27 protein-coding genes, 1 pseudogene and 1 riboswitch are annotated in these 25,725 nt (G+C 74.5%); of the genes and pseudogenes, 15 read left to right on the forward strand and 13 right to left on the reverse strand.

Going from position 1 to position 25,725, the window contains the following annotated elements; all coding sequences use genetic code 11:
• The 3 genes from A6V29_RS20650 to A6V29_RS05495 form a co-directional block, all read left to right on the forward strand.
• Window positions 1–477, forward strand: a 477-nt coding sequence (locus A6V29_RS20650; protein WP_502700076.1) for an ArsA family ATPase, incomplete at its 5' end; no start/stop codon positions are given.
• Complete coding sequence (locus A6V29_RS05490) at window positions 474–812, forward strand: hypothetical protein (RefSeq protein ID WP_137159374.1); 339 nt, start codon at window positions 474–476, stop codon at window positions 810–812. The genes A6V29_RS20650 and A6V29_RS05490, both read left to right, overlap by 4 nt.
• On the forward strand, window positions 809–1,789 hold the full coding sequence (locus A6V29_RS05495; protein WP_137159375.1) for an ROK family glucokinase: 981 nt from the start codon (window positions 809–811) through the stop codon (window positions 1,787–1,789). Before A6V29_RS05490 ends, A6V29_RS05495 begins: the two co-directional genes overlap by 4 nt.
• Before the next feature lie 4 nt (window positions 1,790–1,793).
• On the opposite strand, the gene A6V29_RS05500 is transcribed toward A6V29_RS05495, so the two are convergent.
• Together A6V29_RS05500 and A6V29_RS05505 are read right to left on the reverse strand one after the other, a co-directional pair.
• Window positions 1,794–2,462 carry a hypothetical protein gene (locus A6V29_RS05500; RefSeq protein WP_137159376.1) on the reverse strand — a complete coding sequence of 223 codons (669 nt, stop codon included), beginning with the start codon at window positions 2,460–2,462 and terminating at the stop codon, window positions 1,794–1,796.
• Window positions 2,459–3,268, reverse strand: coding sequence for an alpha/beta hydrolase (locus tag A6V29_RS05505; RefSeq protein ID WP_137159377.1), 810 nt, complete (start codon window positions 3,266–3,268; stop codon window positions 2,459–2,461). The genes A6V29_RS05500 and A6V29_RS05505 overlap by 4 nt, the downstream gene beginning before the upstream one ends.
• Window positions 3,269–3,388: 120 nt before the next feature.
• On the opposite strand from A6V29_RS05505, the gene A6V29_RS05510 reads away from it, so the two are divergent.
• Complete coding sequence (locus tag A6V29_RS05510) at window positions 3,389–4,147, forward strand: lysophospholipid acyltransferase family protein (RefSeq protein ID WP_249933038.1); 759 nt, start codon at window positions 3,389–3,391, stop codon at window positions 4,145–4,147.
• On the opposite strand, the gene A6V29_RS05515 is transcribed toward A6V29_RS05510, so the two are convergent.
• Genes A6V29_RS05515 through A6V29_RS05525 form a run of 3 tightly spaced genes read right to left on the reverse strand, consistent with a single transcriptional unit; the run spans window position 4,144 to window position 7,224 of the window.
• A complete protein-coding gene (locus A6V29_RS05515; protein WP_137159378.1) occupies window positions 4,144–4,728 on the reverse strand; it encodes a TetR/AcrR family transcriptional regulator in 585 nt (194 codons plus the stop codon). The two genes, A6V29_RS05510 and A6V29_RS05515, sit on opposite strands and share 4 nt — an antisense overlap.
• 10 nt (window positions 4,729–4,738) lie before the next feature.
• Entirely contained in the window at window positions 4,739–5,683 is a 945-nt protein-coding gene (locus A6V29_RS05520) for an alpha/beta fold hydrolase (protein WP_170977706.1), read from the reverse strand.
• Complete coding sequence (locus A6V29_RS05525; protein ID WP_137159380.1) at window positions 5,680–7,224, reverse strand: flavin-containing monooxygenase; 1,545 nt, start codon at window positions 7,222–7,224, stop codon at window positions 5,680–5,682. Before A6V29_RS05525 ends, A6V29_RS05520 begins: the two co-directional genes overlap by 4 nt.
• Window positions 7,225–7,347: 123 nt before the next feature.
• On the opposite strand from A6V29_RS05525, the gene A6V29_RS05530 reads away from it, so the two are divergent.
• Window positions 7,348–8,250 carry an SDR family oxidoreductase gene (locus A6V29_RS05530; RefSeq protein WP_137159381.1) on the forward strand — a complete coding sequence of 301 codons (903 nt, stop codon included), beginning with the start codon at window positions 7,348–7,350 and terminating at the stop codon, window positions 8,248–8,250.
• On the opposite strand, the gene glpK is transcribed toward A6V29_RS05530, so the two are convergent.
• Window positions 8,247–9,716: a glycerol kinase GlpK gene (glpK, locus tag A6V29_RS05535; protein ID WP_137159382.1), complete on the reverse strand. Its 1,470-nt coding sequence runs from the start codon at window positions 9,714–9,716 to the stop codon at window positions 8,247–8,249. The two genes, A6V29_RS05530 and glpK, sit on opposite strands and share 4 nt — an antisense overlap.
• A gap of 50 nt (window positions 9,717–9,766) precedes the next feature.
• Between glpK and A6V29_RS05540 the strand changes: the two genes are divergently transcribed.
• The 4 genes from A6V29_RS05540 to A6V29_RS05555 all read left to right on the forward strand — a co-directional run bounded on the left by A6V29_RS05540 (window position 9,767) and on the right by A6V29_RS05555 (window position 12,185).
• Window positions 9,767–10,216: a RidA family protein gene (locus A6V29_RS05540; protein WP_249933039.1), complete on the forward strand. Its 450-nt coding sequence runs from the start codon at window positions 9,767–9,769 to the stop codon at window positions 10,214–10,216.
• 52 nt (window positions 10,217–10,268) lie between these two features.
• The gene (locus A6V29_RS05545; RefSeq protein ID WP_137159384.1) at window positions 10,269–10,754 is read left to right on the forward strand and encodes a polyadenylate-specific 3'-exoribonuclease AS; all 486 of its coding nucleotides are present in this window, start codon (window positions 10,269–10,271) and stop codon (window positions 10,752–10,754) included.
• Between the two features lie 137 nt (window positions 10,755–10,891).
• Window positions 10,892–11,539, forward strand: coding sequence for a hypothetical protein (locus A6V29_RS05550; RefSeq protein ID WP_137159385.1), 648 nt, complete (start codon window positions 10,892–10,894; stop codon window positions 11,537–11,539).
• A gap of 58 nt (window positions 11,540–11,597) precedes the next feature.
• On the forward strand, window positions 11,598–12,185 hold the full coding sequence (locus A6V29_RS05555; RefSeq protein WP_137159386.1) for a GNAT family N-acetyltransferase: 588 nt from the start codon (window positions 11,598–11,600) through the stop codon (window positions 12,183–12,185).
• Between the two features lie 3 nt (window positions 12,186–12,188).
• On the opposite strand, the gene A6V29_RS05560 is transcribed toward A6V29_RS05555, so the two are convergent.
• Window positions 12,189–13,103, reverse strand: coding sequence for an SDR family oxidoreductase (locus tag A6V29_RS05560; protein ID WP_249933040.1), 915 nt, complete (start codon window positions 13,101–13,103; stop codon window positions 12,189–12,191).
• Window positions 13,104–13,138: 35 nt separating this feature from the next.
• On the opposite strand from A6V29_RS05560, the gene A6V29_RS05565 reads away from it, so the two are divergent.
• From A6V29_RS05565 to A6V29_RS05575, 3 genes are all read left to right on the forward strand, one after another.
• A complete protein-coding gene (locus A6V29_RS05565; protein WP_137159387.1) occupies window positions 13,139–14,164 on the forward strand; it encodes a 6-phosphofructokinase in 1,026 nt (341 codons plus the stop codon).
• 82 nt (window positions 14,165–14,246) lie between these two features.
• Window positions 14,247–15,584 (forward strand): class II 3-deoxy-7-phosphoheptulonate synthase, encoded by a 1,338-nt coding sequence (locus A6V29_RS05570; RefSeq protein WP_137159388.1) that lies wholly within the window; start codon window positions 14,247–14,249, stop codon window positions 15,582–15,584.
• Window positions 15,581–16,582 carry a threonine aldolase family protein gene (locus tag A6V29_RS05575; RefSeq protein ID WP_137159389.1) on the forward strand — a complete coding sequence of 334 codons (1,002 nt, stop codon included), beginning with the start codon at window positions 15,581–15,583 and terminating at the stop codon, window positions 16,580–16,582. Before A6V29_RS05570 ends, A6V29_RS05575 begins: the two co-directional genes overlap by 4 nt.
• Window positions 16,583–16,645: 63 nt before the next feature.
• On the opposite strand, the gene A6V29_RS05580 is transcribed toward A6V29_RS05575, so the two are convergent.
• The 4 genes from A6V29_RS05580 to A6V29_RS05595 all read right to left on the reverse strand — a co-directional run bounded on the left by A6V29_RS05580 (window position 16,646) and on the right by A6V29_RS05595 (window position 22,326).
• Window positions 16,646–17,551: a deoxyribonuclease IV gene (locus A6V29_RS05580; RefSeq protein WP_249933041.1), complete on the reverse strand. Its 906-nt coding sequence runs from the start codon at window positions 17,549–17,551 to the stop codon at window positions 16,646–16,648.
• A gap of 5 nt (window positions 17,552–17,556) precedes the next feature.
• A complete protein-coding gene (pknB, locus tag A6V29_RS05585) occupies window positions 17,557–19,527 on the reverse strand; it encodes a Stk1 family PASTA domain-containing Ser/Thr kinase (RefSeq protein WP_137159390.1) in 1,971 nt (656 codons plus the stop codon).
• Window positions 19,528–19,621: 94 nt separating this feature from the next.
• The gene (locus tag A6V29_RS05590; RefSeq protein WP_137159391.1) at window positions 19,622–21,070 is read right to left on the reverse strand and encodes a glycine hydroxymethyltransferase; all 1,449 of its coding nucleotides are present in this window, start codon (window positions 21,068–21,070) and stop codon (window positions 19,622–19,624) included.
• 29 nt (window positions 21,071–21,099) lie between these two features.
• Window positions 21,100–21,184, reverse strand: a riboswitch (ZMP/ZTP riboswitch).
• A gap of 5 nt (window positions 21,185–21,189) precedes the next feature.
• A complete protein-coding gene (locus tag A6V29_RS05595; RefSeq protein ID WP_137159392.1) occupies window positions 21,190–22,326 on the reverse strand; it encodes an alpha-hydroxy acid oxidase in 1,137 nt (378 codons plus the stop codon).
• Window positions 22,327–22,339: 13 nt separating this feature from the next.
• Here A6V29_RS05595 and A6V29_RS05600 point away from each other — a divergent pair, with 13 nt between their 5' ends.
• From A6V29_RS05600 to A6V29_RS21500, 3 genes and pseudogenes are all read left to right on the forward strand, one after another.
• Window positions 22,340–22,663, forward strand: a complete 324-nt coding sequence (locus tag A6V29_RS05600) for an Rv2175c family DNA-binding protein (RefSeq protein ID WP_137159393.1) — start codon at window positions 22,340–22,342, stop codon at window positions 22,661–22,663.
• Window positions 22,664–22,706: 43 nt separating this feature from the next.
• Window positions 22,707–23,066: a lycopene cyclase domain-containing protein gene (locus A6V29_RS05605; protein WP_137159394.1), complete on the forward strand. Its 360-nt coding sequence runs from the start codon at window positions 22,707–22,709 to the stop codon at window positions 23,064–23,066.
• Between the two features lie 44 nt (window positions 23,067–23,110).
• Window positions 23,111–23,272, forward strand: a pseudogene (locus tag A6V29_RS21500) (lycopene cyclase domain-containing protein); the annotation flags it as partial.
• Here the strand turns inward: A6V29_RS21500 and A6V29_RS21195 are convergent.
• Both A6V29_RS21195 and crtI read right to left on the reverse strand, forming a co-directional pair.
• Complete coding sequence (locus tag A6V29_RS21195; RefSeq protein ID WP_137159396.1) at window positions 23,269–24,222, reverse strand: phytoene/squalene synthase family protein; 954 nt, start codon at window positions 24,220–24,222, stop codon at window positions 23,269–23,271. The pseudogene A6V29_RS21500 and the gene A6V29_RS21195 overlap by 4 nt on opposite strands.
• The gene (gene crtI, locus A6V29_RS05620) at window positions 24,219–25,724 is read right to left on the reverse strand and encodes a phytoene desaturase family protein (RefSeq protein WP_137159397.1); all 1,506 of its coding nucleotides are present in this window, start codon (window positions 25,722–25,724) and stop codon (window positions 24,219–24,221) included. The genes A6V29_RS21195 and crtI overlap by 4 nt, the downstream gene beginning before the upstream one ends.
• Window position 25,725: the final 1 nt, after the last annotated feature.

A 25,725-nucleotide genomic window follows, 5' to 3' on the forward strand; every position in this document is an offset into this window, starting at 1 on the left:
CGGGTGCTGCCCGACGAGGGGTCCGGTGAGTGGTGGCGCGCCCGGCTCGCGGAGCAGGCCGGGGTGCTGGCCGGCCTCGCCGAGGTGGCGCCGGTGCACCGCGTGCCGGAGGCCGCTGCCGGGCCCTCCGACGTCCCCGCGCTGGCGGCCCTGCTGGAGGGCATCGAGCTGCCCACCTCCGGGGGCCTCCCGGAACCCGCGTCGGAGCAGCTGGAGGGCACCTGGCGGCTGACGGTGTCCCTGCCCTTCGCGCAGCGCGAGGCGGTGCAGCTGACCCGCTGGGAGGACGACCTCGTGGTCACGGCGGGCGGTGCTCGCAGGTCGCTGCGGCTCGACCCGCTGCTGCGCCGCTGCGAGGTGACAGGTGGCCGGCTGCTGGAGCCCGGCACCGCCGGTGCCCGGCTCGAGGTGACCTTCCAGCCCGATCCACGCGTCTGGCCGGCCGACCTGCTGGCCGCGGTGAGGAGAGACCCATGACCACCGGCGCCGACTGGCTCGACTCCGCGCGCAGGCTGCTCGACGCGCTGCGGCCCGCCGCCGAACCCGTGCCGGATCCCGGCACCGGCACCACCGCGGACGGTCACGGGACCGACTGCCGGTGGTGCCCCGTCTGCCAGGCCGCGGCGGTGCTCCGCGGGGAGCGCCCGGAGGTGACGGCCGCGCTGGCCGACGTGCTCACCACGACGGCGGCGGCGCTGCGCGACCTGGCCGACGAGGTCGCGCAGCCGGCTCCCGCGCCAGCCGAGGACGGGACGCGGCCGGACGACGAGGGGCCCGATCCCCGGCCGGTGCAGCGGATCGACATCGCGTGACCCGCGCCGGGGGGCTGGCCGCCCTGGGCATCGACATCGGCGGCACCAAGGTGGCCGGCGGCGTCGTGGCACCCGACGGGACCGTCCTCGCGACGGCGCGGCGGGCGACGCCGGGGGCGTCGGTCGTCGAGATGGAGCACGCGATCGCGGCCGTCGCCGAGGAGCTGGCCGCTGGCCATGCCGGCGAGCTCGTCGGCGTCGGCGTCGGCGCGGCCGGGTGGTTCGACCGCACCGGGGACACGGTGCTGTTCAGCCCGCACCTGGCCTGGCGGCACGCCTCGCTGCGCCAGGACCTCCTCGCGCGGCTGCAGCGCCCGGTGTGGGTGGGCAACGACGCCGACGCCGCCGCCTGGGCCGAGTACCGCTTCGGGGCCGCGCGCGGAGCCGCCCTCGCCCTCATGGTCACCCTGGGCACGGGCATCGGCGGCGGGATCGTCATGGACGGCCGCCTCCAGCGCGGTGCGCACGGTGTCGCGGGGGAGTGGGGGCACATGCGCGTCGTCCCGGACGGACGGCTGTGCGCCTGCGGCAACCGCGGGTGCTGGGAGCAGTACGCCAGCGGGAGCGCGCTGGGCCAGACCGCCCGCGAGGTCGCCGGCACGTCCCGGGCGGCGGCCCAGCTGCTGGAGCGGGTCGACGGCGACCCGGAGCGGCTGACCGGCGAGGACGTCGCGCGGGCCGCCCACGACGGCGACCCGCTGGCCCTCGAGCTGGTCACCGACGTCGGCCTCTGGCTGGGGCAGGGGATCGCCGACCTCGCCGCCGTCCTGGACCCCGAGGTCGTCGTCATCGGGGGCGGGGTCAGCGTGCTGGGCGAGATGCTGCTCGATCCGGCGCGGGAGCGGCTGGAGCGCGCCCTGCCCGGCCGCGGGTTCCGTCCGGCACCACGCATCGTGGCCGCCGAGCTGGGCGCCGAGGCGGGCCTCGTCGGGGCCGCCGACCTGGTGCGGCGGGACGTCGCCGAGAGCGCCGCCTGATCGGTCAGACCACGGCGCCGTCGTCGCCGTCGTCGCGGTCGCGCATCCGGGACACCAGCATCGCCGCCCCGCCGGCGATCGCGGCCACACCGAGGACCAGCCCGAGGTCGTCGGACAGCCGCAGCCAGGACGGGGTGGCGAGGAGCACCAGGCCCAGCAGCACCAGCAGGAACGCGTAGAGCGCGTGCGGCGCCGGCACCGGCACGGGTGGGGGAGGCGGCGGCTCGTAGTGCTCCTCGGGGAGGTCGAGGAAGGCCACCTCGTGCGGCGGGGGTGGCGGCGCCTCCGAGGGCTGCTCGTCCCCGCCGGTGGTGCCGTGCTCGGCCTCGTAGGCCGCGACGATGCGCGACCACTCCGCGTCCTCGTCGAGGTCGGAGCGCACGGGAACGGGCTCGGCCCGCCGCTTCGGGTGCTCGTCGCCGTGGCGCTCCACGAGCACGCGCGCCTCGGACTGGCGGCTGCGGTCCACGAACAGCCGGTCCGACGGCGGGCTGGGCAGCGACACCTCCCGGGTGTACGGACCGACGTCGGTCGAGGGGGCCAGGTACGCCGCGATGCCGGCCGCCTCCAGGACGTCGAGCAGGTACTCGCCGACCCGTGGATCGACGTCGCGCAGCGGGCTCCAGGACGTGGCCGGCAGACCGTTGTCCCGCCGTCCCCGGGCGGCGTTCACGGCGTCGTCGTCCCCGGCCGGGCCGCCGGCGAGCGCTCCCGGATCCAGGCCACCGAGCGCTCGAAGATCTGCGGGGCGTCGTTGTCCAGCGTGGCCACGTGGTAGCTGTCGTGGAGGACGACCTCGGTGGTGTCGGTGCTGCCGACGGAGGCCAGCAGCACCTCGCTGTTGACCGGCTCGACCACGTGGTCCTCGACGCTGTGGAACACGATGACCGGCGCGGTGACGCGGCCCAGGTCGGCACGGGTCAGCGCCCAGAGGCGGCGCAGCTGCAGCATCGCCCTGGTGGGCAGCCGGTCGTAGGCCAGCTCGGTGACGCCGGGCTTCTTGATGTCGCTGGCGATCGGCGACCAGCTCGGGGTCAGCCGGGCGATCACCGGCAGCAGCTTGGCGTCCAGCCGCTGGGTGAACAGGGCCGGGTTGACCAGCAGCAGCCCGGCGACGTCGTCGGGACGCACCTCGGCCAGCCGGGTGGCCAGCGTGCCGCCCATGGACAGGCCCGCGACGAACACGCGGTCACAACGGGCGGCGAGGTCGTCGAAGGCGGTCTCGACGGCCGCCGTCCACTGCTCGTGGGTGCTGGCGTTGCAGTCCTGCCAGCTGGTGCCGTGCCCGGGCAGCAGCGGGCCGCGCACGGTGAACCCCTCGGCGGCCAGGTGCTCGCCCCACGGCCTCATGCTCATCGGGCTGCCCGTGAAGCCGTGCACCAGCAGCACTCCGGTGCGCCCCGCGTCGCCGTGCCCGGGGAGGTCGAAGGGCTCGGCGCCCGCCATCACCTCGGGCGTCGACTCGTTCGGTCCGGGCACGGGCGTCTCCTGGCGGTGCGGCGGTGAGCCGTTCGGGCGTGCGGGTGATCTTCCGCACCGGGGTCCACGGATTGTCGACCAGGGCCCCTGCTCCCTAGTCTGGCAGTCCCCGAGGGAGGCGTGTTGTTCTACTGGTTCCTGAAGTTCGTCGCGATCGGTCCCGTGGTGCGGCTCGTCTTCCGCCCGCGCGCCGAGGGCACCCAGAACGTGCCGGCGACGGGTGCCGCCATCCTGGCGAGCAACCACCTGTCCGCGGCGGACTGGATCTTCATGCCGCTGATGATCCGGCGCCGGGTCACCTTCCTCGCGAAGGCCGAGTACTTCACCGGTACGGGTGTCAAGGGCTTCCTGCAGCGCGGCTTCTTCTCCGGGGCCGGGCAGGTGCCGATCGACCGCACGAGCGCCTCGGCGGCCGAGGACGCCATCCAGACCGGGCTGCGCATCCTGCGCTCGGGCAAGCTCCTGGGCATCTACCCGGAGGGCACGCGGTCCCCGGACGGACGGTTGTTCCGCGGGAAGATCGGCGTCGCGCGCATGGCCCTGGAGACCGGCGTGCCGGTGATCCCGGTGGCCATGTGCTACTCGACGATCAAGCTGCCCTTCGGCCGGAAGCTGATGCGCGTGACGGTGCGCTTCGGGGAGCCGCTGGACTTCACCCGCTACGAGGGGCTCGCCGGTGATCGGTTCGTCGAGCGGTCGATCACCGACGAGATCATGTACGAGATCATGACGCTGTCGGGCCAGGAGTACGTCGACGTCTACGGCGCGACGGTGAAGAAGTCGATGACCGCCGGCGCCAGCGCCTCCGACGCCGTCGCCACCCTCCAGCCGCCCGCCCACGAGGCGGCCGACCGCGCTCCCACCTCCCTCGCCGGCTAACGGGTCAGCCGCCCGAGGACGTCGCGCAGCAGGGCCAGCAGTTCGGGCCGGGTCATCGTCGGCTCGGCCGCCCACTGGCCGATCAGCTCCTCGGCGAAGGCGAGCCACGCGAGCACCAGCTGGCGCTGCAGCGCGCTGTCGGGCAGCTCCAGGGTGGTGAGGGCGACCTCGACCAGCCTGTCGCGGGTCTCCTGGTAGACCTCGGCCACCCAGGGATCACCGCCGGCCGCGCCGCGCACGAACGCCAGGTGCGTCTCGCGGAACGTCTCCACCCAGCCCACGTAGCGGTCGAGCATCCCCTCGACTTGCTCCTCCGGCGGCGTGCCGGGGGCGGGCATGAGGTGCTCCCACATCAGGTCCGCGGCGGCCCGGGTGACCGCGGTGTAGTACTCGCGCTTGGTCGCGAAGTAGTGGAACAGCAGGCTCCGGCTGATCCCCGCCTGCCGCGCCACCTCGTCGATGGTCAGCTCCTGCACCGGCGTGGTCGGCAGGAGCTCCAGGCCGATCTGCACGAGCTGGGCCCGCCGGTCGCCCGCGCTGCGGCGGAGCCGGGGATGGTCCGGGCGGGACGACGCCGTCATCGGTGGCGGGTCACGCGGCCGCCCGCTCGGCGGTCGCGGCGGCCAGGAGGCGTGCGATCGCGTCGGCCGTCAGCTGCGGCCGTTCCTGCAGCAGCATGTGCCCGGTCCGCTCGGCCACGTGCAGCCGGGCGTCGGGCAGCACCTCGGCCATGCGCCGGCTGTGCCGCAGCGGCGTGAGCTTGTCGCTGTCCCCGACGAGGATCTCCACCGGCACGTCCCGGAGCGCCTGCAGCTCGTCGCTCTTGTCGTGCTCGCCGAGCGCCGGGTAGAACGCGGCGAAGGCGCGCACCGTCGAGGCGTGCATGATCTCCGCGCCCGCCACGACTATCTCGTCGGTCGCGTCGGCGCCGTAGAGCAGTTCGCGGACCATCCTCCGGTGCCGCGGGTGCGACGGCGGGAGCAGCTGTCGGAGGCGTTCGATGGCCCGCGCGCCGCCGATCGCGGCGGTGACCATGCCCGGGGCCAGCTTCAGCTGCAGCCGCTCGGCGAGCGTCTCGCCGGCGGGCGCGAGGTCACCGGCCGACGTCGACACCAGCGCCGCACCGCGCACCCGGTCGCCGAACAGCTCCGGCCGCGCCGCGGCCAGGCACATGATCGTCATGCCGCCCATGGAGTGCCCACCCAGGACGACGGGTCCGCGCGGCGCGAGCTGGTCGAGCAGGTCGCCGAGGTCGGACCCCAGCTGGTCGATCGAGAGCTCGGCGACGTCATCGGCGTACCGGCCCCACGTCGAGCGGCCGTGCCCGCGCTGGTCGTAGCGGATCAGCCGCAGCTCGCCGGCCTCGACCTGCGGCGTCAGCAGCTTGGCGACGTCGTCCCACGCGGCCTGGGCGAGGGTCCAGCCGTGTGCGAGGACGAGGGTGACGGGCGCGTCGTCGGGCCCGTCGACGACGGCGTGGACGAGGGCGTCGTCGGACGTCCGGACGGCGGCGACCCGGCGGAGGAGCGTGCTCACGCGGCCACCTCCGGAGTGCTCGCCGGGGCGCGGACCGGGACGCCCACGTAGTTCTCGCGGTCGAGCTTCCTGGTGAGCTTGCGGAACCTGAAGGTGAAGTCCGGCCACAGCGTCGTGTTGTGGCCGTGCTGGTCCAGGTACCAGCTGGCGCAGCCGCCGCCGAGCCAGACGGTGCCCTGCGACTTCTCCGCGATCATCGACCGGTAGGCCTCCTGCGCCTCGCGGGTGGTCTCGAGGACCTCCAGGGCCTCGGCGTCCATGGTCTGCAGGGCGTCGTCGACGTAGGCCACCTGCGACTCGATCATGTAGACCATCGAGGTGTGGCCGACGCCGACGTTCGGCCCGACCAGAAGGAACATGTTCGGGAACCCGGCGACGGCGGCGCTGCGGTTGGTCACCATGCCGTCGGCCCACACCTCGGCGAGGCTCCGACCGTCGCGGCCGCGGATCTTCTCCGCGATCGGCAGGTCGGTCACGTGGAAGCCGGTGGCCAGCACGATCGTGTCGGTGGGCCGCTCGACGCCGTCGGTGCTCACGATCGAGTGCGGGCGCACCTCGGCGATGCCGGCGGTGACCAGTTCGGCGTTGGGGGCCGCGACGGCGGGGAAGTAGTCGTTGCTGATCAGGATCCGCTTGCAGCCGATGGTGTAGTCCGGCGTCAGGGCGCGGCGGAGCTTCGGGTCGCGCACCTGGGTCTCCAGGTGCCTCTTGGCCAGCTTGCCGACAGGCTCGAGGAAGCGGCGCTTCTTGGCCATCCCGATGACCAGGAACTCGCGGAGCAGGTACAGCGCGCCACGGATCGCCTTCTGCAGGCCGGGCACCACCCGGTAGAGTCGGCGCATCCAGGGCTTCACCGGGTGGTCGGTGCGGGGCACGACCCAGGCGGGGGTGCGCTGGTAGATCGTGATGGTGTCGACGACGGGCTGGATGGCCGGCACGATCTGGATGGCCGAGGCGCCGGTGCCGATGACCGCGACCTTCTCCCCGGCCAACTCGTGCGACGAGTCCCAGCGGGCGGAGTGCATGACCGTGCCGGCGAACGAATCGAGGCCGGGGATGTCCGGATAGGTCGGGTCGGCGAGCGCGCCGGCGGCCGACACGAGGACGCGGGCCCGGAACTCGCCGGCCGCGGTGGAGAGCAGCCACCGGCGGGCCTCGTCGTCCCACCGGGCGGCGGTGACCTCGGCGCCGAAGACGCAGTGCCGGCGGACGTCGAAGCGGTCCGCGATGCGCTGCAGGTACGCCTGGATCTCCGGTTGTTCCGAGTAGGAGCGGCCCCAGTCCGGGTTCGGCGCGAAGGAGAACGAGTAGAGGTTGGACTGCACGTCGCACGCGGCGCCGGGATAGGTGTTGTCCCGCCAGGTGCCGCCGACGTCGTCCGCCCGCTCCAGCAGGACGAAGTCGTCGTCGCCCCGTCGCTTCAGCGCGATGCCCATGCACAGGCCGGCGAACCCGGAGCCGATGACGGCCACGCCGACCTCGCGGACGGGCGGGCCGGCGGCGACGGCGGGGGAGGGCTGGGTCTCGAGCGTGCTGGTCACCGAGTGGGCTCCTTCGCGGTCCGGCTGCCTGCTCCCGGCTTGCTGAGCAACGCTCAACAAGCTACAACGGCTGTTGAGCAGTGCTCAATTCGAGCGGCCGCCCGAGATCCCGAGGAGTGCCCCATGGCGCGTCGTCCCCGCACCTCCCTGGCCGGGAAGTCGGTCCTCGTCACCGGTGCCGCGCGCGGCATCGGTGCCGCGCTCGCCCGGAAGGCGGCCGCCCGCGGCGCCCGCGTCTCGCTGGTCGGGCTGGAGCCCGACGAACTGGCCCGGGTCGCCGACGAGCTCGGCCCCGAGCACCTCTGGGTGGAGGCCGACGTCACCGATGCCGAGGCGCTGCAGGCCGCCGTGCAGCGGACCGTCGACACGTTCGGTGGGCTGGACGTCGTCGTCGCCAATGCCGGGATCGCCCCGCTGACCACGGTGATGACGTCGTCGGCGCACGCGCTGGCCCGCACGATCGAGGTGAACCTGACCGGCACGATGCTGACGACGCACGCGGCGTTGCCCGAGATCGCGAAGCGCCGCGGTCACGTGCTGCTGATCAGCTCGGCCGGCGCCTTCACGGTGCTGCCGGGGATGAGCGCCTACTGCGCGTCGAAGGCCGGCGTCGAGCGGTTCGGCGACGTGCTGCGGCTCGAGGTGGCGCACCGCGGGGTGACGGTGGCCAGCGCGCACCCGACGTGGATCGACACGGACATGGTCCGCGACACCGAGGCCGCACTGCCCACGTTCAAGGCGGTCCGCGCCAAGCTGCCCGGCCCGCTGGGCGCGTTCACCTCGGTCGAGGCCTGTGCCGAGGCGCTGGTCGAGAACCTGGAGACGCGCGGCCGGCGGGTGTTCGTCCCGCGGTCGGTCGGGACCGTGGCGGCGCTGCGCCAACTGGTCACCGGGGCGCTGTCGGAGAAGGTGATGATGAAGGCGGCGGCCCAGCGGGTGCCGGACCTGGAGCGGGACATCGCCGCCCTGGAGGGGCGCGAGTTCGGCGTCAACTCCGTCGGCGACCGCTCGAGCGGCGCGGCCTAGCTGGTCCAGCGGCCGGCGCGGCCGACCGCCTCCTGCCAGCGGGCGTGGCGGCCGTCGTCCCGGCTGTCTGCCGTCGGCTCGAAGCGGCGGTCCAGCGCCCAGGTCTGCGCCAGCTCGTCGGTCGAGGCCCACACCCCGGTGCCGAGGCCGGCGAGGAAGGCCGCACCCAGCGCCGTCGTCTCGGTGACCACGGGGCGCCGCACCGGGACGCCGAGCTGATCTGCCTGCAACTGCAGGAGGAGGTCGTTCGCGCTGGCGCCGCCGTCGGCGGAGAGCTCGGGAACCTCGAGCCCGGCCTCGTCGACCATGATGTCGACGACGTCGCGCACCTCGAACGCGATCGCCTCCAGCGTCGCCCGGGCGATGTGCGCCCGCGTGGTGCCGCGGGTGAGGCCGAGGATGGCGCCGCGGGCGTGCGGGTCCCAGTGCGGGGCGCCCATGCCGGTGAGCGCCGGCACGAAGACGACGCCACCGGAATCGGGCACGGTGCGCGCCAGGCCTTCGATCTCGGCGGCGGAGTCGATGAGCCCGAGCCCGTCGCGGAGCCACTGGACGGCCGCCCCGGTCACGAAGATCGACCCCTCGAGCGCGTAGACCAGCCCGTCCCCCAGGTCCCAGGCGACGGTGGTGAGCAGTCCGGCGTCGGAGCGGACCGGCGTCGACCCAGTGTTCGTGAGCACGAACGAGCCGGTGCCGTACGTGCACTTGCTGGTGCCCGGGGTGAAGCAGGCCTGCCCGAACAGCGCCGCCTGCTGGTCGCCGGCGAGGCCGGCGATGGGCAGGGTGCGGCCGAGGAACGCGTCGGGGTCGGTGGTGCCGACGACACCGGAGTTCGGCACGAGCTCCGGGAGTGCCGAGCGGGGGACGTCGAACATCTCGCACAGCTCGTCGGACCAGTCGCCCTTCTCCAGGTCGTAGAGCAGCGTGCGGCTGGCGTTGCTGGGATCCGTGACGTGCGCGGCGCCCCCGGTGAGCCGGGCGACCAGGTAGGAGTCGACGGTGCCCAGGGCCAGGGCGCCGTCGCGCACGCCGGACCAGAGCTGGGGCTCGTGCTCGGCGAGCCAGGCGAACTTGGTGCCGGTGAAGTACGGGTCGAGGCGCAGGCCGGTCAGCCGGGCGACGCGCTCCTCGTCGGCGCGCAGGCCGTCGCAGATGTCGGTCGTGCGGCGGTCCTGCCAGACGATGGCGGGGCGGGGGGCGCCGAGGGTGCGCCGGTCCCAGACGACGGCGGTCTCGCGCTGGTCGGTGATGCCGATGCAGGTCGGCTGCGCCTCGGTGCCGGCCAGCGCCTCGCGGCAGGCCGCCACCGTCGCGGTCCAGATGTCGTCGGGCTCGTGCTCCACCCAGCCCGGGTGGGGGAACAGCTGGGCGAACTCGCGGTAGCCGCGGGCGAGCACCTCGCCGTCCTCGCCCACGACCAGTGCGGTCACCCCGGTCGTCCCTGCATCGATCGCGAGCACCGGCATGGGCCGAACCTATCGGGCGGAGGGCGCCGGTGTGACCGATCATCAGCGGGGTGAGCACAGGCATCGAGCTCGTCCGCCCGCCGGCGCTGCACGCCGCCGTCCCGTACGCGTACGCGGCGGTGACCGATCCGGGCCGGATGGTCTTCACCGCCGGTGCGTGCCCGCTGGACGCCGAGGGCGCGGTCGTGGCCGTCGGTGACGTGGCCGGCCAGACCCGGCAGGTCATGGCCAACCTGGTGACGGCGCTGGAGGCGGCGGGTGCCGGGCCGGGCGACGTCCTCAAGACCACGGTCTACGTGGCGACGGCGGACCGCGCGGACCTGCACACGGCGTGGGAGGTGGTCCGCGCGGCCTTCGGCGAGCACGACGCACCGAGCACGCTGGTCGGCGTGACGGTGCTCGGCTACCCCGACCAGCTCGTCGAGGTGGAGGCCGTGGCGGTGCGGGACAGCTGGAACGAGCCGGCTCCGCCGCACGACGGGGACACCGCGACCGGGTGAGGACCACCGCGCGGACCACGCGCCGCCGGCGCTGCGCCCTACGGTGGGCGGCGTGCGGCGCTTCTTCTACGACACCGAGTTCATCGAGGACGGCACGACGATCGACCTGGTGTCCATCGGTGTCGTGGACGAGACCGGCCGGGAGTTCTACGCGGTCAGCACCGAGTTCGACGAGCGCAAGGCCGTCCCGTGGGTGCGCCGCAACGTCCTCGACCAGCTGCCCCCTCCGGCGGACAAGGCCTGGCGCAGCCGGGAGCGCATCCGCGACGACCTGCTCGCCTTCCTCACCGGCCCGGGCGAGGAGATCGAGCTGTGGGCGTGGTTCGCCGCCTACGACCACGTGGCGCTGGCTCAGCTGTGGGGATCCATGACCGCGCTCCCGCGCCCGATCCCGCGGTTCACCCGCGAGCTGCGGCAGCGCTGGGACGACCTCGGGCAGCCGGCGCTGCCGCCGAAGCCGGAGGGCGTGCACGACGCGCTGGTCGACGCCCGGTACAACCTCGCCCGGTGGCGGGTGATGGAGCAGGCCCGCCGCTGAGGCGGCCCGCTGCTGGGGAGGCTCGTTGCCCGCTCCCGGCAACGCGGAGCGTCGATCGCTGCCCACGGCGACCCGGGCCCCGGCGCGGCGTCTCGGGTATGCCTGGAGCGTCGTCCCCACTGCCTCCGGAGGCCCCCGTGCTCTCGCCCCTCTTCGAGGACCGGCCTACCACGCCCGGTGCCCTGACGGCCATCGCCCGGTCGAGCGGCCGGCACCCGGTCAGGCGCGCCGTCGTCCGAGGCGTGGGGTTCCTGCTCCTGGCGGCGGTCGCCACGATCGCCCTGCTCGGCGCGCTCGTGGCGCCGTGGACGGCGATGCTCCTCGTCGCCCCGGCCCTGGGCGCGTTCCTGGCCGGAGTCGCCCTGCTGCTCGGCCCGTCGGGCCGCAGGGACGCGCTGTGGATGGGCGCCGCCGGCCTCCTCCTCGTACCCCTGAGCCACGGCCTGCTCCTGCTCGGCGTCGCCGGCGGGGCGGTCCTCCTGCTCCTGCTGGCGCTGGGGCCGCTCGTGGTCGGCGCCTGGCCCGCGGCTGCCGGCTCCCCGACCGGTCTCCGGGCCGTCCCGGACCTGCTCGCCGCGCTGCCGACGGGGGAGCTGCTCGAGGAGTGGCGGGCCTCCGACCGGACCCTGCGCGGTGCAGCGGACCCCACCCCGGTGGCCGAGGCCCGGGCGATGCTGCTCGACGAGCTGTCCCGGCGCGACCCCGCGGGGGTGGCCGACTGGCTGGCCTCCGGCGGTGACGACCCCGCCGTCCACATCCGCGCGGACCGCGACCGCACCGCCTGACGCGGGCGGCCGGGGGGCGGTGCCGGCGGGGGGCGGGCCGTCCGGAAGGCTGCCCGCTGTGATCGACATCGACGTCGTGCGGGCCCGCACGATCCTGGCCCGTGCCTTCACCGACGACCCGCTCATGGTCTGGTTCTTCCCGGACGAGCGCTCGCGTCCGCACGCCGTCGCCGCGCTGTTCGGCCTGTTCGCCGAGCGCTACCTCGCCGGCGGCCGGGTGGACGTCCTGTCCCGGCCGGACCCGGTGGGCGTCGCCATGTGGCGGTGGCCGACAGCGGACGAGTCCGAGGACGCCGGGCCGGAGGAGCTGCCGACGATCGGCGGGATCATGACCGCCCTCATGGGCGTGGAACGCGCGATGGAGATCGGTGGGGCGATGAGCATGCTCGAGGAGCACCGGATCCCCGAGCCGCACGCCTACCTGCACCTGCTCGCCGTCGATCCGGCGGCCGCCCGGCGCGGTGGGGGCGGTGAGCTCCTCGAGCGCGGGCTGGCCGATGCCCGGCGGGACGGGCTGGCGGCGTGCCTGGAGACGATGAACCCCGCCAACGTGCCCTTCTACGAAGCGCACGGGATGACCGTGCGGCACGAGGCGGCGCTGCCGCTCGGCGGCCCCACCACCTGGTGGATGGCCACGGACGCCTGACTCTCAGCCGCGGAGGTGGGCCCAGTCCGCGGGGTAGGCCCGCAGGTGCTCGGCGACGCTGCGGGCGGGGGAGCCGGTGAGCCGCGGGACGACGTCGCTCACCTGGGCCAGCTCGCCGGCGGCGATGGCGAGGTAGCTGCTCACCCACCCCTCGACCTCCCAGTCCGGCGCGCCGGAGGGTCGCCGGGTCTCCCAGGCCTGCTCGACGGTCTGCTGCCGGTACTCGGCGGGCCGGCCGGTGAGCTCCGCCAGGACGGCCGCCGCCTCGTCCAGGGTCAGGGCCTCCGGCCCGGTGACGTCGAGGGTCCGATCGGCGAGCTCGTCGTCGTCGCGGAGCAGGACGGCGGCACCGACGTCGGCGAGGTCGTCCCGCGAGACGAAGCCGGTCCGCCCCTCGCCACCGGGCGCGGCGATGACGGCGACGCCGTCCTCGAGCGTGGCGAAGAACGGCACGAAATCGGCGTACATGCTGTGCCGCAGGACGGTGTGCCGCAGGCCGGTGTCCGCGATCGCCCGCTCGGTCGCGTGGTGCTGCCGGGCGAGGGTGAACGTGGCCTCGGGCCGGGCGCCGACGAACGACGTGTAGACGATCCGCCGGACCCCGGCGTCGGCGGCCGCCCTCACCCCGGTGAGGTGCTGCTGCAGCCGGTCCTCGGCCTCGGCGGCCGACACGAGGTAGAGCGTGTCGACGCCGGTCAGCGCGGCCTGGAGACCCTCGCCGTCGGCGTACCCGCCGGGCACCGCGACGACCTCGGCGCCCGGCAGCCGCGGCGCGCGGGCGGCATCACGGACGACCAGCCGCAGCCGCGCCCCGGCGTCCGCCAGCCGGGCGGCGACCCTTCCGCCGAGGTGACCCGTGGCCCCGGTGACCGCGATGGTGCGAGAAGTGTCCGGCGTGGGCAGCATGATCTGCAGCAACCGGACATCGACCTCGTCCCTTCCCGGAGGAACGCATGCGCATCGGGATCCTGACCGGAGGCGGCGACTGCCCCGGCCTCAACGCCGTCATCCGGGCCGTCGTCCGCAAGGGGATCAGCGAGTACGGCGACGAGTTCGTCGGGTTCCGCGACGGCTGGCGGGGCGTGCTGGAGGGCGAGACCATGCCGCTCGACCGGGACGCCGTGCGCGGCATCCTCCCGCGCGGCGGCACGATCCTGCGCACCTCGCGGACCAACCCGTACGCGGTGGAGGGCGGCCCGGACCGGGTGCTCGCCACCCTCGAGCGGATGGGGATCGACGCGCTCGTGCCGATCGGCGGCGAGGACACCCTCGGCGTCGCCACCCGGCTGGCCGAGGCGGGCGTGACCGTCGTCGGGGTGCCGAAGACGATCGACAACGACCTCGACGCCACCGACTACACGTTCGGCTTCGACACCGCCGTCGGGGTGGCGACGGAGGCGATCGACCGGCTGCACACCACCGGCGACAGCCACCAGCGGACCCTGGTCGTCGAGGTGATGGGCCGGCACGCCGGCTGGATCGCGCTGCACGCGGGCATGGCCGGCGGCGCCACCGTCATCCTGCTCCCCGAGAAGCCGTTCGACCTCGATGCCGTCGCGGACCACTGCCGGCACCGGTTCGCGTCGGGCTACTCGCCGATCGTCGTGGTCTCGGAGGGCGCGGCCCCGCGCGACGGCGACCTGGTCCTCTCCACGGGGGAGAAGGACGCCTTCGGGCACGTCCGGCTCGGGGGCATCGGCGCGGCGCTGGCCACGGCGCTGGAGGAGCGCACCGGGCGGGAGGCGCGGGCGGTGGTGCTCGGGCACGTGCAGCGGGGTGGCACGCCGTCGCCGTTCGACAGGGTGCTGGCCACCCGCTTCGGCCTGGCCGCGATCGACGCCGTCCACGACGGGCAGTCGGGGGTCATGGTCGCGCTGCGCGGCACCGACATCGTGCGGGTGCCGCTGAGCGCGGCGACGGCGCAGCTCAAGCTCGTGCCACCGGAGCGCCTCGCCGAGGCCGAGGTGTTCTTCGGCTGACGGGACCGCCCTCCGAGCGGCGGGTCCGAGGCGGTCAGCGGTGGCCGGCCGGTGTCGGCGCGGGCCGCCGTACCCTGGCGGGGTGAGCCTCACCGATTCTGCTGATCAGGTCCCGGGTCTGGACCGGTGGCGGGAGCTCCCCGCCGCCCAGCAGCCGCAGTGGCCCGACCGCGCCGCGCTGGACGCCGTCCTCGAGACCCTCTCCACGGTCCCGCCGATCGTGGCGCCGTCGGAGGTGGACGCCCTGCGCGCCCAGCTGGCCGACGTCGCCCGCGGCAAGGCCTTCCTGCTCCAGGGCGGGGACTGCGCGGAGACCTTCGACCTCAACACCGAGCCGCACCTGCAGGCCACCGCGCGGACGCTCCTGCAGATGGCCGTGGTGCTCACCTACGGAGCCAGCGTGCCGGTGGTGAAGGTGGGCCGGGTCGCCGGCCAGTACGCCAAGCCGCGCTCCTCGGACACCGACGCGCTCGGGCTGCCCTCCTACCGGGGCGACATGGTCAACGACCTCGCGCCGGTGCAGGAGTTGCGCATCCCCGACCCCAACCGGCTGGTGCGGGCCTACGCGAACTCGGCCGCGGCGATGAACATGATCCGCGCCTACGCGCGCGGTGGCCTGGCCGATCTGCACGCCGTGCACAACTGGAACCAGGACTTCGTCGCCACCTCGCCGGCCGGCGTGCGGTACGAGGTCATCGCCCGCGAGATCGACCGGGCGCTGGCGTTCATGCGGGCCTGCGGCGTCGACTCCGAGGCGTTGCGGGCGGTCGAGCTGTACAACTCGCACGAGGCGCTGATCCTCGACTACGAGCGGGCACTGCTGCGCATGCACGAGGGGCGCCCGTACGCCCTGTCCGCCCACTTCGTGTGGGTGGGGGAGCGGACCCGGCAGATGGACGGCGCGCACATCGAGTTCGTCTCGAAGCTCGCCAACCCGATCGGCGTCAAGATCGGCCCGACGACGACGCCGGAGCAGGCCACCGAGCTGGTCGAGCGGCTCGACCCGGACGGCGTCCCCGGCCGGCTCACGCTGATCAGCCGGATGGGCAACGGGAAGATCCGCGACGTCCTGCCCGGGATCGTGGAGAAGGTGACCGCGAGCGGCCACGAGGTGGTGTGGCAGTGCGACCCGATGCACGGCAACACCCACGAGTCGCCCAGCGGCTACAAGACCCGCCACTTCGACCGCGTCGTCGACGAGGTGCTGGGCTTCTTCGACGTGCACAGGTCGCTGGGCACCTGGCCGGGCGGCATCCACGTCGAGCTCACCGGTGAGGACGTCACCGAGTGCCTCGGTGGCGCGCAGGAGATCAGCGACGCCGACCTCGACAGCCGGTACGAGACCGCCTGCGACCCGCGCTTGAACACCGGGCAGTCGCTGGAGCTGGCGTTCCTCGTCGCCGAGATGCTCCGCGGATGATCGACCTGCGGTCGGACACCGTCACCCGGCCGACCGACGGCATGCGCAAGGCCATGGCCGAGGCCGAGGTCGGCGACGACGTTTACGCCGAGGACCCGACCGCCACCGAGCTCGAGCAGCGCATCGCGGAGCTGTTCGGCCACGAGGCGGCGCTGTTCGTGCCCTCGGGGACCATGGGCAACCAGATCGGGATGCGGCTGGTCTGCGAGCCCGGCCAGGAGGTGCTCGGCGACGCCGACGCGCACGTGGTCACCTACGAGATGGGCGCGGCGGCGGCGATCTTCGGCATCTCCACCCGCACGGTCGTCTCCGACCGGGGCCGGCTGGACGCCGACGCACTCGTCGAGCAGGTCCGGCCGAGGGACGACTGGCACCTGACGGCCACCGCCGCGATCGCCGTCGAGAACACGCACAACCGGGGGTTCGGCCGGGTCCAGCCGCTCGGGGAGCTGCAGAAGCTGTGGGACTGGTCCCGGTCGGCGGATGTGGCGGTGCACCTCGACGGCGCCCGCATCTGGAACGCGCACGCCGCGTCGGGGGTGCCGCTGGCCACCTACGGCCGGCTGGCCGACACCGCGTCGGTGTGCTTCTCGAAGGGGCTGGGTGCGCCGGTCGGCTCGGTGCTGCTCGCCTCGGCGGAACGGATCGCCACCGCACGGTTGTGGCGCAAGCGCCTCGGGGGCGGCATGCGGCAGGTCGGCGTCCTGGCCGCCGCGTGCCTGTACGCGCTGGACCACCACCTGCCGCGGCTGGGGGAGGACCACGAGCACGCCCGCCTGCTGGCGGAGCGGCTGGGCCAGGACCCCGCGACGGTGGAGACCAACATGGTCGTGCTGGACGACGTGAACGCGTCGCTGATCGCCGAGGCCGCGAAGGCCGGAGGCGTGCTCGTGTCGCAGGTCAGCGCCCGCAGGATCCGCCTGGTCACCCACCTCGACGTCGACCGCGCCGGCATCGAGCGCGCCGCCGACGTGCTGAACGGCCTGCTCACCCGGTAGGCGACAGCTCCTCCGGGGCATCAGTGAGCGCTGTTGCGCAATTCCGTCACCGCGAACTGCGCATCAGCGCACGGTGTCGGCCTCCATCGCGTCGGCGATCAGCGAGTTGAGCAGCTTGATGTCGGCCGCGTGCCCGCCGCACGGGTCGCCGTCCTTCAGCGACGGCGTCTCCACCACCACCGGGACGCCGGCCATCGACGGGTGCGCGAGCAGCTCGCGGAACGGCTCGACCCCGATCGAGCCTTCGCCGATCGTCGTGTGCCGGTCGCGCTTCGAGCCGCGGCCGTCGAGGGAGTCGTTGGCGTGCACCAGCCCGAGCCGGCCCGGGCCGACGGTGGCCTCGAGCAGGTCCAGCGTCGCGGTCATGCCGCCCGGCGTCGCCAGGTCGTGCCCGGCCGCCCAGATGTGGCAGGTGTCGAAGCAGACGCCGAGCAGCGGGTGGTTCTCCAGCGCGGCGAAGTAGGGCGCCAGCTCCTCGACGGTCGCGGCCAGCGCCTTGCCGCCGCCCGCGGTGGGCTCGACGAGCAGCCGGGGCCCGTCGGGGTCGGCGGCCTCGAGCACCGGGAGCAGCCGCTCGTGCAGCTGGCGCAGCGCCGCGTCGTAGCGGTCCTCGCCCACGGCGGAGCCGGCGTGCACGACGACGCCCTCGCAGCCCAGCTGGGCGCCGCGCGCCAGGTTGTGCGCGATCGAGGCGATCGACTGCTCGACCGTGGCCTCGGTGGGGGAGCCGACGTTGACCAGGAACGGCGTGTGGATGAACGACGGGACGCCGCGCTCGGTGCACCCGGCGGTGAACAGCGCGTCCTGGGCGGGATCACCGGGGGTCAGCTTCCAGCCGCGCGGATTGCCGACGAACACCTGGACGGCGGCCGCGCCGACGGCGTCGGTGTAGGGCAGGCCGCCCTTGGCCAGGCCGCCCTTGATCTGGATGTGCGCGCCGATCGGCGGCACCCGTCGGGGTGTGCTCACGACGGCTATCCGAACGTCAGGAGGATCGTGACCTTGGTGCCCTGCTCGACGGTCTCGCCCGCCTTGACGCTCTGCCGGAAGACGCGGTCGCCGAAGAACTTCGTCGCCTCGACCTGCAGCCCGGCGGCCTTGAGGGCGGCGGTCGCCTCGGCCTCGTTCATGCCGACGACGTCGGGCACTGTCACCAGCGGGACCCCGGCGGAGACGGTGATGGTCAGCGTGCTCCGGTACGGGGCCTGGGTGCCCGGAGCCGGGTCGACGGCCATGACCTCGCCCTTGTCGACGTCGGCGCTGCGGCCGTCCTCACCCCGTTCGACGCTGAACCCCAGCGCCTCGAGGTTGGCGGTCGCCTGCTCCGGCGTCTGGCCGGTCACGTCGGGCACCGCGACCGGCGCGTGGCCCTTGCTGACCACCATCGTGATCACCTGGTCGCGCTGCAGCGGGGTGCCGGGCGGAGGGTCGAAGGTGATCACCGAGCCGGCGGCGATCTCGTCGTGGAACTGCTCGGCGGTCGTGATCTGCACCGGGATCCGCTCCTGCAGCTCGGCCTCGACCTCGGCGGCCGGACGGCCGACGACCTCGGGGTCGACGAGGAAGCGCTCGGGCCCCTTGGAGACCACGACGCGCACGTCGGTGCCGCGGATCACCTCGCCGCTGGCCGGATCGGTGGAGATCACGGTGCCCGCGGGCACCGTCTCGCTCCACTCCTCGACGACCGGCTTCGGGTCCAGGCCGGCGTCCTGCAGCATGTCGACGGCGGCCTCGCGGGACTTGCCGGCCAGCGAGGGGACCTCGGTCCACCGCCCGCTGCCCAGCCACCAGCCGATCGCGCCGATGGTGACGGCCAGGAGCAGCACGACGGCGATGGCGAGCCGTGCCCTGCGCCGCCGGATGTGGTCAGGCACCCCCGGGCGGAGGCTGTCCACGCCGGGCCGCCGGCCGCCCACGTCGGTCGTCGGACCGGCGCCCATGCCCGGCATCTGACTGGTCCGCGCGCTGCCGTGCGGCGGCAGCGCGCGGGTGCCCGGGTCGCTCGGGTGCCGCGGGCGGGTCGGCCGGTTGGTCGGGCGCAGCGTGGTGGGACCGGCGACGCTGCGGCCGGTGGGCACCGGGACCGGCTCGATGCCCAGGTCGCGGCGGACGTCGGTGAGCTCGGCGAGGAAGGCACCCGCGTCGATGGGCCGGCCGGCCGGGTCGCGGCGGGTGCCGCGGGCGACCAGCTCGTCGACCTGCCACGGCAGCCCCGGCACCTCGGCCGACGGCGCGGGGACGTCGTTGTGCACGTGCTGGTAGGCGACGGCGAGCGGGGTGTCGCCGCCGTAGGGCGGGTGCCCGGTGAGCATCTCGTAGAGCACGATGCCGGCGGCGTAGATGTCCGAGCGGGCGTCGGCGCGGCCGCGCTCGAGCTGCTCGGGGGAGAGGTAGGCCACGGTGCCGATGAGCACGCCGCCGGTCTGGCTGGTCTGCCCGGTGCCGACCACGGCCCGCGCGAGCCCGAAGTCGGCGACCTTCACGACGCCGTCAATGCCGATGAGCACGTTCTCGGGCTTGATGTCGCGGTGCACGATGCCGGCGCGGTGCGCGGCGGTCAGCCCCGCCAGCACCGGCTCCAGGACGGCGAACGCCTCGGCGACGGTCAGCCGGCCGCGGGCGGTGAGCAGGTCGCGCAGGGTGCGCCCGCGCACGAGCTCCATGACCAGGAACACCAGGCCCTGGTCGCTGCCCTGGTCGCTGACGTTGACCACGTTGGGGTGGCTGAGCATCGCCGCGGCCCGCGCCTCCCGGGTGAACCGGTCGACGAACGTCGGGTCATGGGCCAGGTGCTCGGCCATGACCTTCACCGCGACCGTCTTGTGCAGCCGCAGGTCGGTGGCCGAGTACACCGTGGACATGCCGCCGCGGGCCACTCGTTCCTCGAGGCGGTAGCGCCCCTCGAGGACGAGGCCGACCACGGGGTCGGTCACGGCGGTGTCCACCCGGTCGAGTGTAGGAGCGCCCGGGGCCAGGGGTGCCCCACCACGCGGTGCGGGGGACACCCGTGGCCCCTGGTGCGGAAGGGCCCCTGCCCGGTTACAGCTCGAGCCCGGGGTAGAGCGGGTGGGCGTCGAGCAGCTCGGCGGTGGCCGCGCGGGTGCGGTCGGCCAGCCCGTCGGTGAGCACGAACTTCGCCTTGGAGACGCCGCCGTCGCGGGTCGCGGTCGGGGTGGCGCCGGTGAGCACGTCGACGATCAGCTCGGCCGTCCGGTCGAACTCCGCCGCGCCGAAGCCGCGGGTGGTCAGCGCCGGGGTGCCCAGCCGGACGCCGGAGGTGTACCAGGCGCCGTTGGGATCGGCCGGGATCGCGTTGCGGTTGGTGACGATCCCGGCGTCGAGCAGCGCGGACTCGGCCTGCCGCCCGGTGAGCCCGAACCCGGTGACGTCGAGCAGCACGAGGTGGTTGTCGGTGCCGCCGGTGACCAGCCGGGCGCCGCGCCGGGTCAGGCCCTCGGCCAGGCTCTGCGCGTTGTCGGCGACGGCCTGCGCGTAGTCGGCGAACGCCGGCTGCCGGGCCTCGGCGAAGGCGACGGCCTTCGCGGCCATCACCTGGGGCAGCGGGCCGCCGAGCACCATCGGGCAGCCGCGGTCGACGGCGTCGGAGAACTCGGGCTGGGCGAGCACGAACCCGCCGCGCGGGCCGCGCAGCGACTTGTGGCTGGTGCTGGTGACGACGTGGGCGTGCGGCACCGGGTCGAAGTCGCCGGTGAACACCTTGCCGGCCACGAGCCCGGCGAAGTGCGCCATGTCCACGACGAGCGTGGCGCCGACCTCGTCGGCGATCTCGCGCATCGTCGCGAAGTTCACCCGGCGCGGGTAGGCGGAGTAGCCGGCCATGAGGATCAGCGGGCGGAACTCCTTGGCCCGGGCCCGCACGAGCTCGTAGTCGAGCAGCTCGGTACCCGGGTCGGTGCCGTAGGAGGACTGCTCGAACATCTTGCCGCTGATGTTCGGGCGGAAGCCGTGGGTGAGGTGGCCACCGGCGTCCAGGGACATGCCGAGCATCCGCTGGTCGCCCAGCGCGCGGCGCAGCGTGGCCCAGTCGGCGTCGGTGAGGTCGTTGACGTGCTTGACGCCGGCCTTCTCGAGGGCGGGCAGCTCGACCCGCTGGGCGAGCACGGCCCAGAAGGCGACCAGGTTGGCGTCGATGCCCGAGTGCGGCTGGACGTAGGCGTACGGGGCGCCGAACAGCTCACGGGCGTGCTCGGCGGCCAGCGCCTCGACGGTGTCGACGTTCTGGCAGCCGGCGTAGAAGCGGTGGCCGACGGTGCCCTCGGCGTACTTGTCGCTGAACCAGTTGCCCATGGTCAGCAGCACGGCCGGGCTGGCGTAGTTCTCGCTGGCGATCAGCTTGAGCGACTCGCGCTGGTCGGTGAGCTCCTGGCTGATCGCCGCGGCGACCCGCGGCTCGACCGCGCCGATCACCGACAGGGCGTTGCGGTAGGCAGCGGAGGCGGCGGACGCGTCGAAGGGCGTGCTGGTCATGTGGGTGTCTCCTGGCCGGCGTCGTCAACAGGGGGCGCCCAGGCGCGCGGCAGGGAGGTGCTGGACCGCTCCCCGGTGGTTGCCCACCTCTTCGCGCCAGTCACGGCCCGGGAGGAAGGCTAGCGCGCAGGGACGACGGTGTCGCGAGGCACCGAGCGGACGTCGTCCACGCCGCACAGCGCCATCGTGTGCGCGAGCTCCTCGCCGAGGCCGACGAGCACGCCGGTCACACCGGCGGACCCGCCGGTCGCGAGCCCCCAGATCGTGGGCCGGCCGACGAAGACCGCCCGCGCGCCGAGGGCGAGCGCGGTGAGCACGTCGGAGCCGGACCGGATGCCGCCGTCGGCGTAGACCTCCACCTCGTCCCCGACGGCGTCGACCACCTCGGGGAGGGCGTGGGCACTGGCGACGGCGGGGTCGACCTGCCGCCCACCGTGCGTGGACACCCAGACCGCCGAGGCGCCGGCCTGGACGCAGCGGACGGCGTCGTCACCGCGGAGCACGCCCTTGACGACGACGGGCAGGCCGGAGAGGTCGCCGAAGCGGGCGATGTCGTCGAAGGTCCAGGTCGCCGTCGCCAGGTCCGAGAGGCCCGGCCGGTCGCCCGCGGGCGGGTGGTTGGCCATGCGCAGGTCCGCGGGGAGCGCGAAGTCGTGGGCGAGGTCGCGGCGCCGGCGGCCCAGCAGGGGCAGGTCGACGGTGAGCACCAGGGCGCGGTAGCCGGCGTCCCCGGCGCGGCGGGCGAGGTCGTCGGTGTGCGCGCCCGAGTGCAGCCGGTAGAGCTGGAACCAGGCAGGGGAGCCGGGCATCTCGGCGGCCACCTCCTCCAGGGTCTGCGTGGCGCTGGTCGAGACGGTCATGAGCGCGCCCGCAGCCGCCGCCCCGCGGGCGGTGGCGAGCTCGCCCTCGGGGTGCGCCATGCCCTGGTAGGCCCACGGCGCGACGCCGATCGGGGTGGCGACGGCGCTGCCGAGCAGCTCGGTGGCCAGCGGCACGGCGGTGATCCCGCGCAGGACCCGGGGCCGCAGCCGCCACGAACGCCAGGCGCCGGGCGCCTCGGCCAGCGTGGTCTCGGTCTCCGCGCCGCCGGCGTAGTAGTCGTAGACGTCCTCCGGCAGCGCGCCGCGGGCGCGCTCCTCCAGCCGCTCGAGGTCGAGGAACGGCGGCTCGCGGCCGGGGTCCTCCGGCGTCTCCTCGCCCACGGCGCGGCGGCGCTGGCCCGGCACCGGGCTGTCGGCCGGATGTCTGCTCGCCATAGGCTGGCAGCCTATGGACACGCTCACCCCCGCGGAGGTCGCCCAGCTCCTGGGCACCTCGCCGAACCGGGTCCGGCAGCTGCTGCGCGACCGGAAGCTGATGGCCGTCCCGGGCAGCGGCTCCAGCAAGATCCCCGCCGCGTTCGTCCAGGACGGCGTGATCCTCAAGCACCTCCCCGGCCTGCTCACCGTGCTCAAGGACGGCGGCTTCAGCGACGAGGAGGCCTTCGACTGGCTCTTCCGCGAGGACGACACGCTCCCCGGCACGCCGGTGCAGGCGCTGCGCGACGACCGGCACACCGAGGTCACCCGCCGGGCGCAGGCCCTGGCGTTCTGAGCCCGGTGCATCCGCGACCGGCCCCGGTGTCGAAGGTGGTGGCGTGGAGCAGCTGACCTACCTGGGGCTGCTGGCCGGCTGCCTGCTCGTCACCGCGCCGCTGGAGCTGGTGCTGCGGGTCCGGGTCTACGCCCGCTGGCGGCGGTTCCTGCTGGCGATCCTGCCGGAGTTCACGGTCTTCGTCGTCTGGGTGCTCTACGCCATCGAGCAGGGGCACTGGGACTACTCCTCGACGCTCACCCTCGACGTCCGGCTGCCCGGCGGGATCCCGCTGGAGGAGTCGCTGTTCTTCGTCGTCGTCCCGCTGTGCTCGGTGCTGGCGCTGGAGGCGGTGCGCCGCGTGACCGGCTGGGACGCCGGCTATCCCGCCGAAGAAGCACTGCCCGCGGAGGAGCGGCGGTGAGCTACAGCGCGCTGGCCGTCGTCGCCGTCCTCGCCGTCCTGGTCGTGGACCTGGCGGTCTACCGGACCCGGATGGTGACGCGGAAGGCGTACTGGACCGCCTACGCGATCATCGTGTTCTTCCAGCTGCTGATGAACGGCGTGCTCACCGGCCTGGAGGTCGTGGTCTACGACGAGCGGGAGATCTGGGGGCCGCGGATCGCCTACGCGCCGGTCGAGGACCTGCTCTTCGGCTGGGCGATGGTGACGCTGACCCTGGCGAGCTGGGCGGCGGTCAACCGGCGGGCGAACACCGCCAGGCGCCGCGGCTTGGACACCGACACCCGGCCGTCGAGCACGCGGTAGCCCGCCCGCTCGATCTCGCCGAGGATCCCGCCGTACAGGTCCGTGGCCGCGCGCACGCAGTCGCGGGACTCCGGGGCCAGCATCGGCGTGCCGACCTCCGCGTCGTCGTACCGCCTGCGGGTGATCGCGACCATCTCCCGCATGAGTGTCTCGAACCCGGGGGTGTGCCGGCGCTCGGCGAGCTGCTCGCGGGTCACCCCGTGGGCGGCCATCAGGTCGGCCGGCAGGTAGACCCGGCCGCGGTCGACGTCCTCGGCGACGTCGCGCAGGAAGTTGGTGAGCTGGAAGGCCTCGCCCAGCGCGATCGCGTGCGGCGCGGCCTCCTCGCGGGTCACTCCCCGGGCGGTGCCCAGGACCGGGAGCACCTGCAGGCCGATGACGGCGGCCGAGCCCCACATGTAGCGGTCCAGGGCGGCCAGGGTGTCGTAGCCGTCGACGGTGAGGTCGCTGGTCATCGCGGCGAGGAAGTCGACCAGGTGCTCGACGGGGATGTCGTAGCGGCGGTAGGTGTGCACCAGCGCCAGCCGCACCGGATCCTCCGACCAGCCGGCCTCGAGCTCGGCGAGCACCGCCGCCGACCACGCGGCGAGGTCGCCCTCGGGGTCGGCGCCGGGCAGGTCGACGAGGTCGTCGGCGGTGCGGGCCGCGGCGTAGAGCGCGTGCACCGCGGGCCGGCGGTCGGCGGTGAGCAGCCGGGTGGCCAGGTGGTAGCTCTTGCCGTGCTGCGCCGCGATCGCCGCGCAGTGCCGGTGGGCGGCGTCGAGCTGCTGCTGGCGGGCGGCCTGCGTGCCGGGCGGGTGCACGAGCGTCATGCCGGCCGCCCCGTGATCCGCTCCGCGGCCAGCCGGCCGCTCATCAGGACCATCGGCACACCCACCCCCGGCTGCACCGACGAGCCGGCGAGGACGACGTTCTCCGGCCCGCGACGGGGGAGCGTCGACGGGCGGAACGGCCCGGTCTGGCCGAACGTGTGCGCCAGCGCGAACGGCGTCCCCGCCGCCATGCCCTGGTCGGCCCACGTGCGCGGGGTGTCCATGTGCTCGACCTCGATCGCGTCGGTGACCCCGGCGAACCCCCGGGCCTCCAGGGTGGCCAGCAGCTCCTCGCGGTACCGGGGGGCCAGGCCGGTCCAGTCGAGGTCCGGGTTGCCGCCGCTGCGGCGGTCGAGGTTGGGCGCCGGTGCCACCACGCTCAGCACCTGGCAGTGCTCCCCGTCCGCGGAGTCCGGGGCCAGCGAGCGGTCGGTCACCGAAGGCATGCTGATCAGCAGGCTGGGGTCGCTCATCGGCCGGCCGTCGCGGGTGAGCTCGTCGAACACCTGCTCCCAGGCGGCGCCGAAGCTGATCGTGTGGTGGGCCTGGCCGGGCAGCGGGGTGCGCACGCCCAGGTGCAGGGCCACGCAGGACGGCGAGTAGACCGGCCGGCGGGGCGCGGTCAGGCCGGGCACCAGCCGCCATGGTGCGTCCGCGGTGACGACGACGGCGTCGGCCGGCAGCAGCTCGCCGTCGGCCAGGCGCACGCCGGTGACCCGAGGCCCCGCCGTCGCCAGCTCCGCGACCTCCGCGCCGTACCGGAGGGCCACCCCGGCGTCGGCGGCCGCGCCGGCGAGCGCCCGGGGAACCGCGCCGATGCCGCCGTGCGGGTGCCACACGCCGGCGCCGATGTCGAGCTGGGCGATGACGGCGTAGGCGGCGATGGCGCGGAACGGGGAGACCCCGGCGTAGAGCGCCTGGAAGCTGAACAGCCGGCGCAGCCGGTCGTCGGCGAAGTAGCGGCCGACGTGGCTGGACAGCCGGCCGAACCCGCCGCGGCGGGCCAGCTGCCACAGCTGCCGCCCCAGCAGGTCCAGCGGGGAGTCGAGGTTGCGGTCGATGAACGTGTTCAGCTGCAGGCGGTACAGCTCGGCGAGGTCGGCCAGGTAGCGGCGCAGGGCGTCGGCCTCGGCCGGGCCGCAGAGCCGGGCGACCTCGGCCGCGAACGCGTCCGGGGCGGCGTGCACGTCGAGGGCGGAGCCGTCGGCGAACTGGGCCCGGTAGGTGGTGTCCAGCCGGGTGAGGGTCAGCCGCTCGTCGAGCTTCTCGCCGACCGCCGCGAACGTGTCGGCGAGCACCTCGGGCGCGGTGAACACCGAGGGGCCGGTGTCCAGCGCGTACCCGCGCTCCTCGATCCGCCCGGCGCGGCCGCCGGGGCCGGGGCCGCGCTCGACCACGGTGACCTCGCGGCCGGCGCCGCGCAGCCGCAGCGCGGTGGCGAGCCCCGCCAGGCCCGCACCCACGACGACGATCCGGTCGGTGCGCCCGGGAACCGTGCGCACG

The sequence above is a fragment of the Blastococcus sp. CCUG 61487 genome (genome assembly GCF_005222955.1).
Lineage (GTDB): Bacteria > Actinomycetota > Actinomycetes > Mycobacteriales > Geodermatophilaceae > Blastococcus.

What these genes read in the sequence shown, in the direction of transcription:
- A6V29_RS05490 (WP_137159374.1), top strand. Translation starts at nt 474, where the DNA reads ATGACCACCGGCGCCGACTGGCTCGACTCCGCGCGCAGGCTGCTCGAC.
- A6V29_RS05515 (WP_137159378.1), bottom strand. Translation starts at nt 4,728, where the DNA reads ATGACGGCGTCGTCCCGCCCGGACCATCCCCGGCTCCGCCGCAGCGCG.
- A6V29_RS05565 (WP_137159387.1), top strand. Translation starts at nt 13,139, where the DNA reads ATGCGCATCGGGATCCTGACCGGAGGCGGCGACTGCCCCGGCCTCAAC.
- glpK (WP_137159382.1), bottom strand. Translation starts at nt 9,716, where the DNA reads ATGCCGGTGCTCGCGATCGATGCAGGGACGACCGGGGTGACCGCACTG.
- A6V29_RS05530 (WP_137159381.1), top strand. Translation starts at nt 7,348, where the DNA reads ATGGCGCGTCGTCCCCGCACCTCCCTGGCCGGGAAGTCGGTCCTCGTC.
- A6V29_RS05600 (WP_137159393.1), top strand. Translation starts at nt 22,340, where the DNA reads ATGGACACGCTCACCCCCGCGGAGGTCGCCCAGCTCCTGGGCACCTCG.
- A6V29_RS05595 (WP_137159392.1), bottom strand. Translation starts at nt 22,326, where the DNA reads ATGGCGAGCAGACATCCGGCCGACAGCCCGGTGCCGGGCCAGCGCCGC.
- A6V29_RS05575 (WP_137159389.1), top strand. Translation starts at nt 15,581, where the DNA reads ATGATCGACCTGCGGTCGGACACCGTCACCCGGCCGACCGACGGCATG.
- A6V29_RS05590 (WP_137159391.1), bottom strand. Translation starts at nt 21,070, where the DNA reads ATGACCAGCACGCCCTTCGACGCGTCCGCCGCCTCCGCTGCCTACCGC.
- A6V29_RS21195 (WP_137159396.1), bottom strand. Translation starts at nt 24,222, where the DNA reads ATGACGCTCGTGCACCCGCCCGGCACGCAGGCCGCCCGCCAGCAGCAG.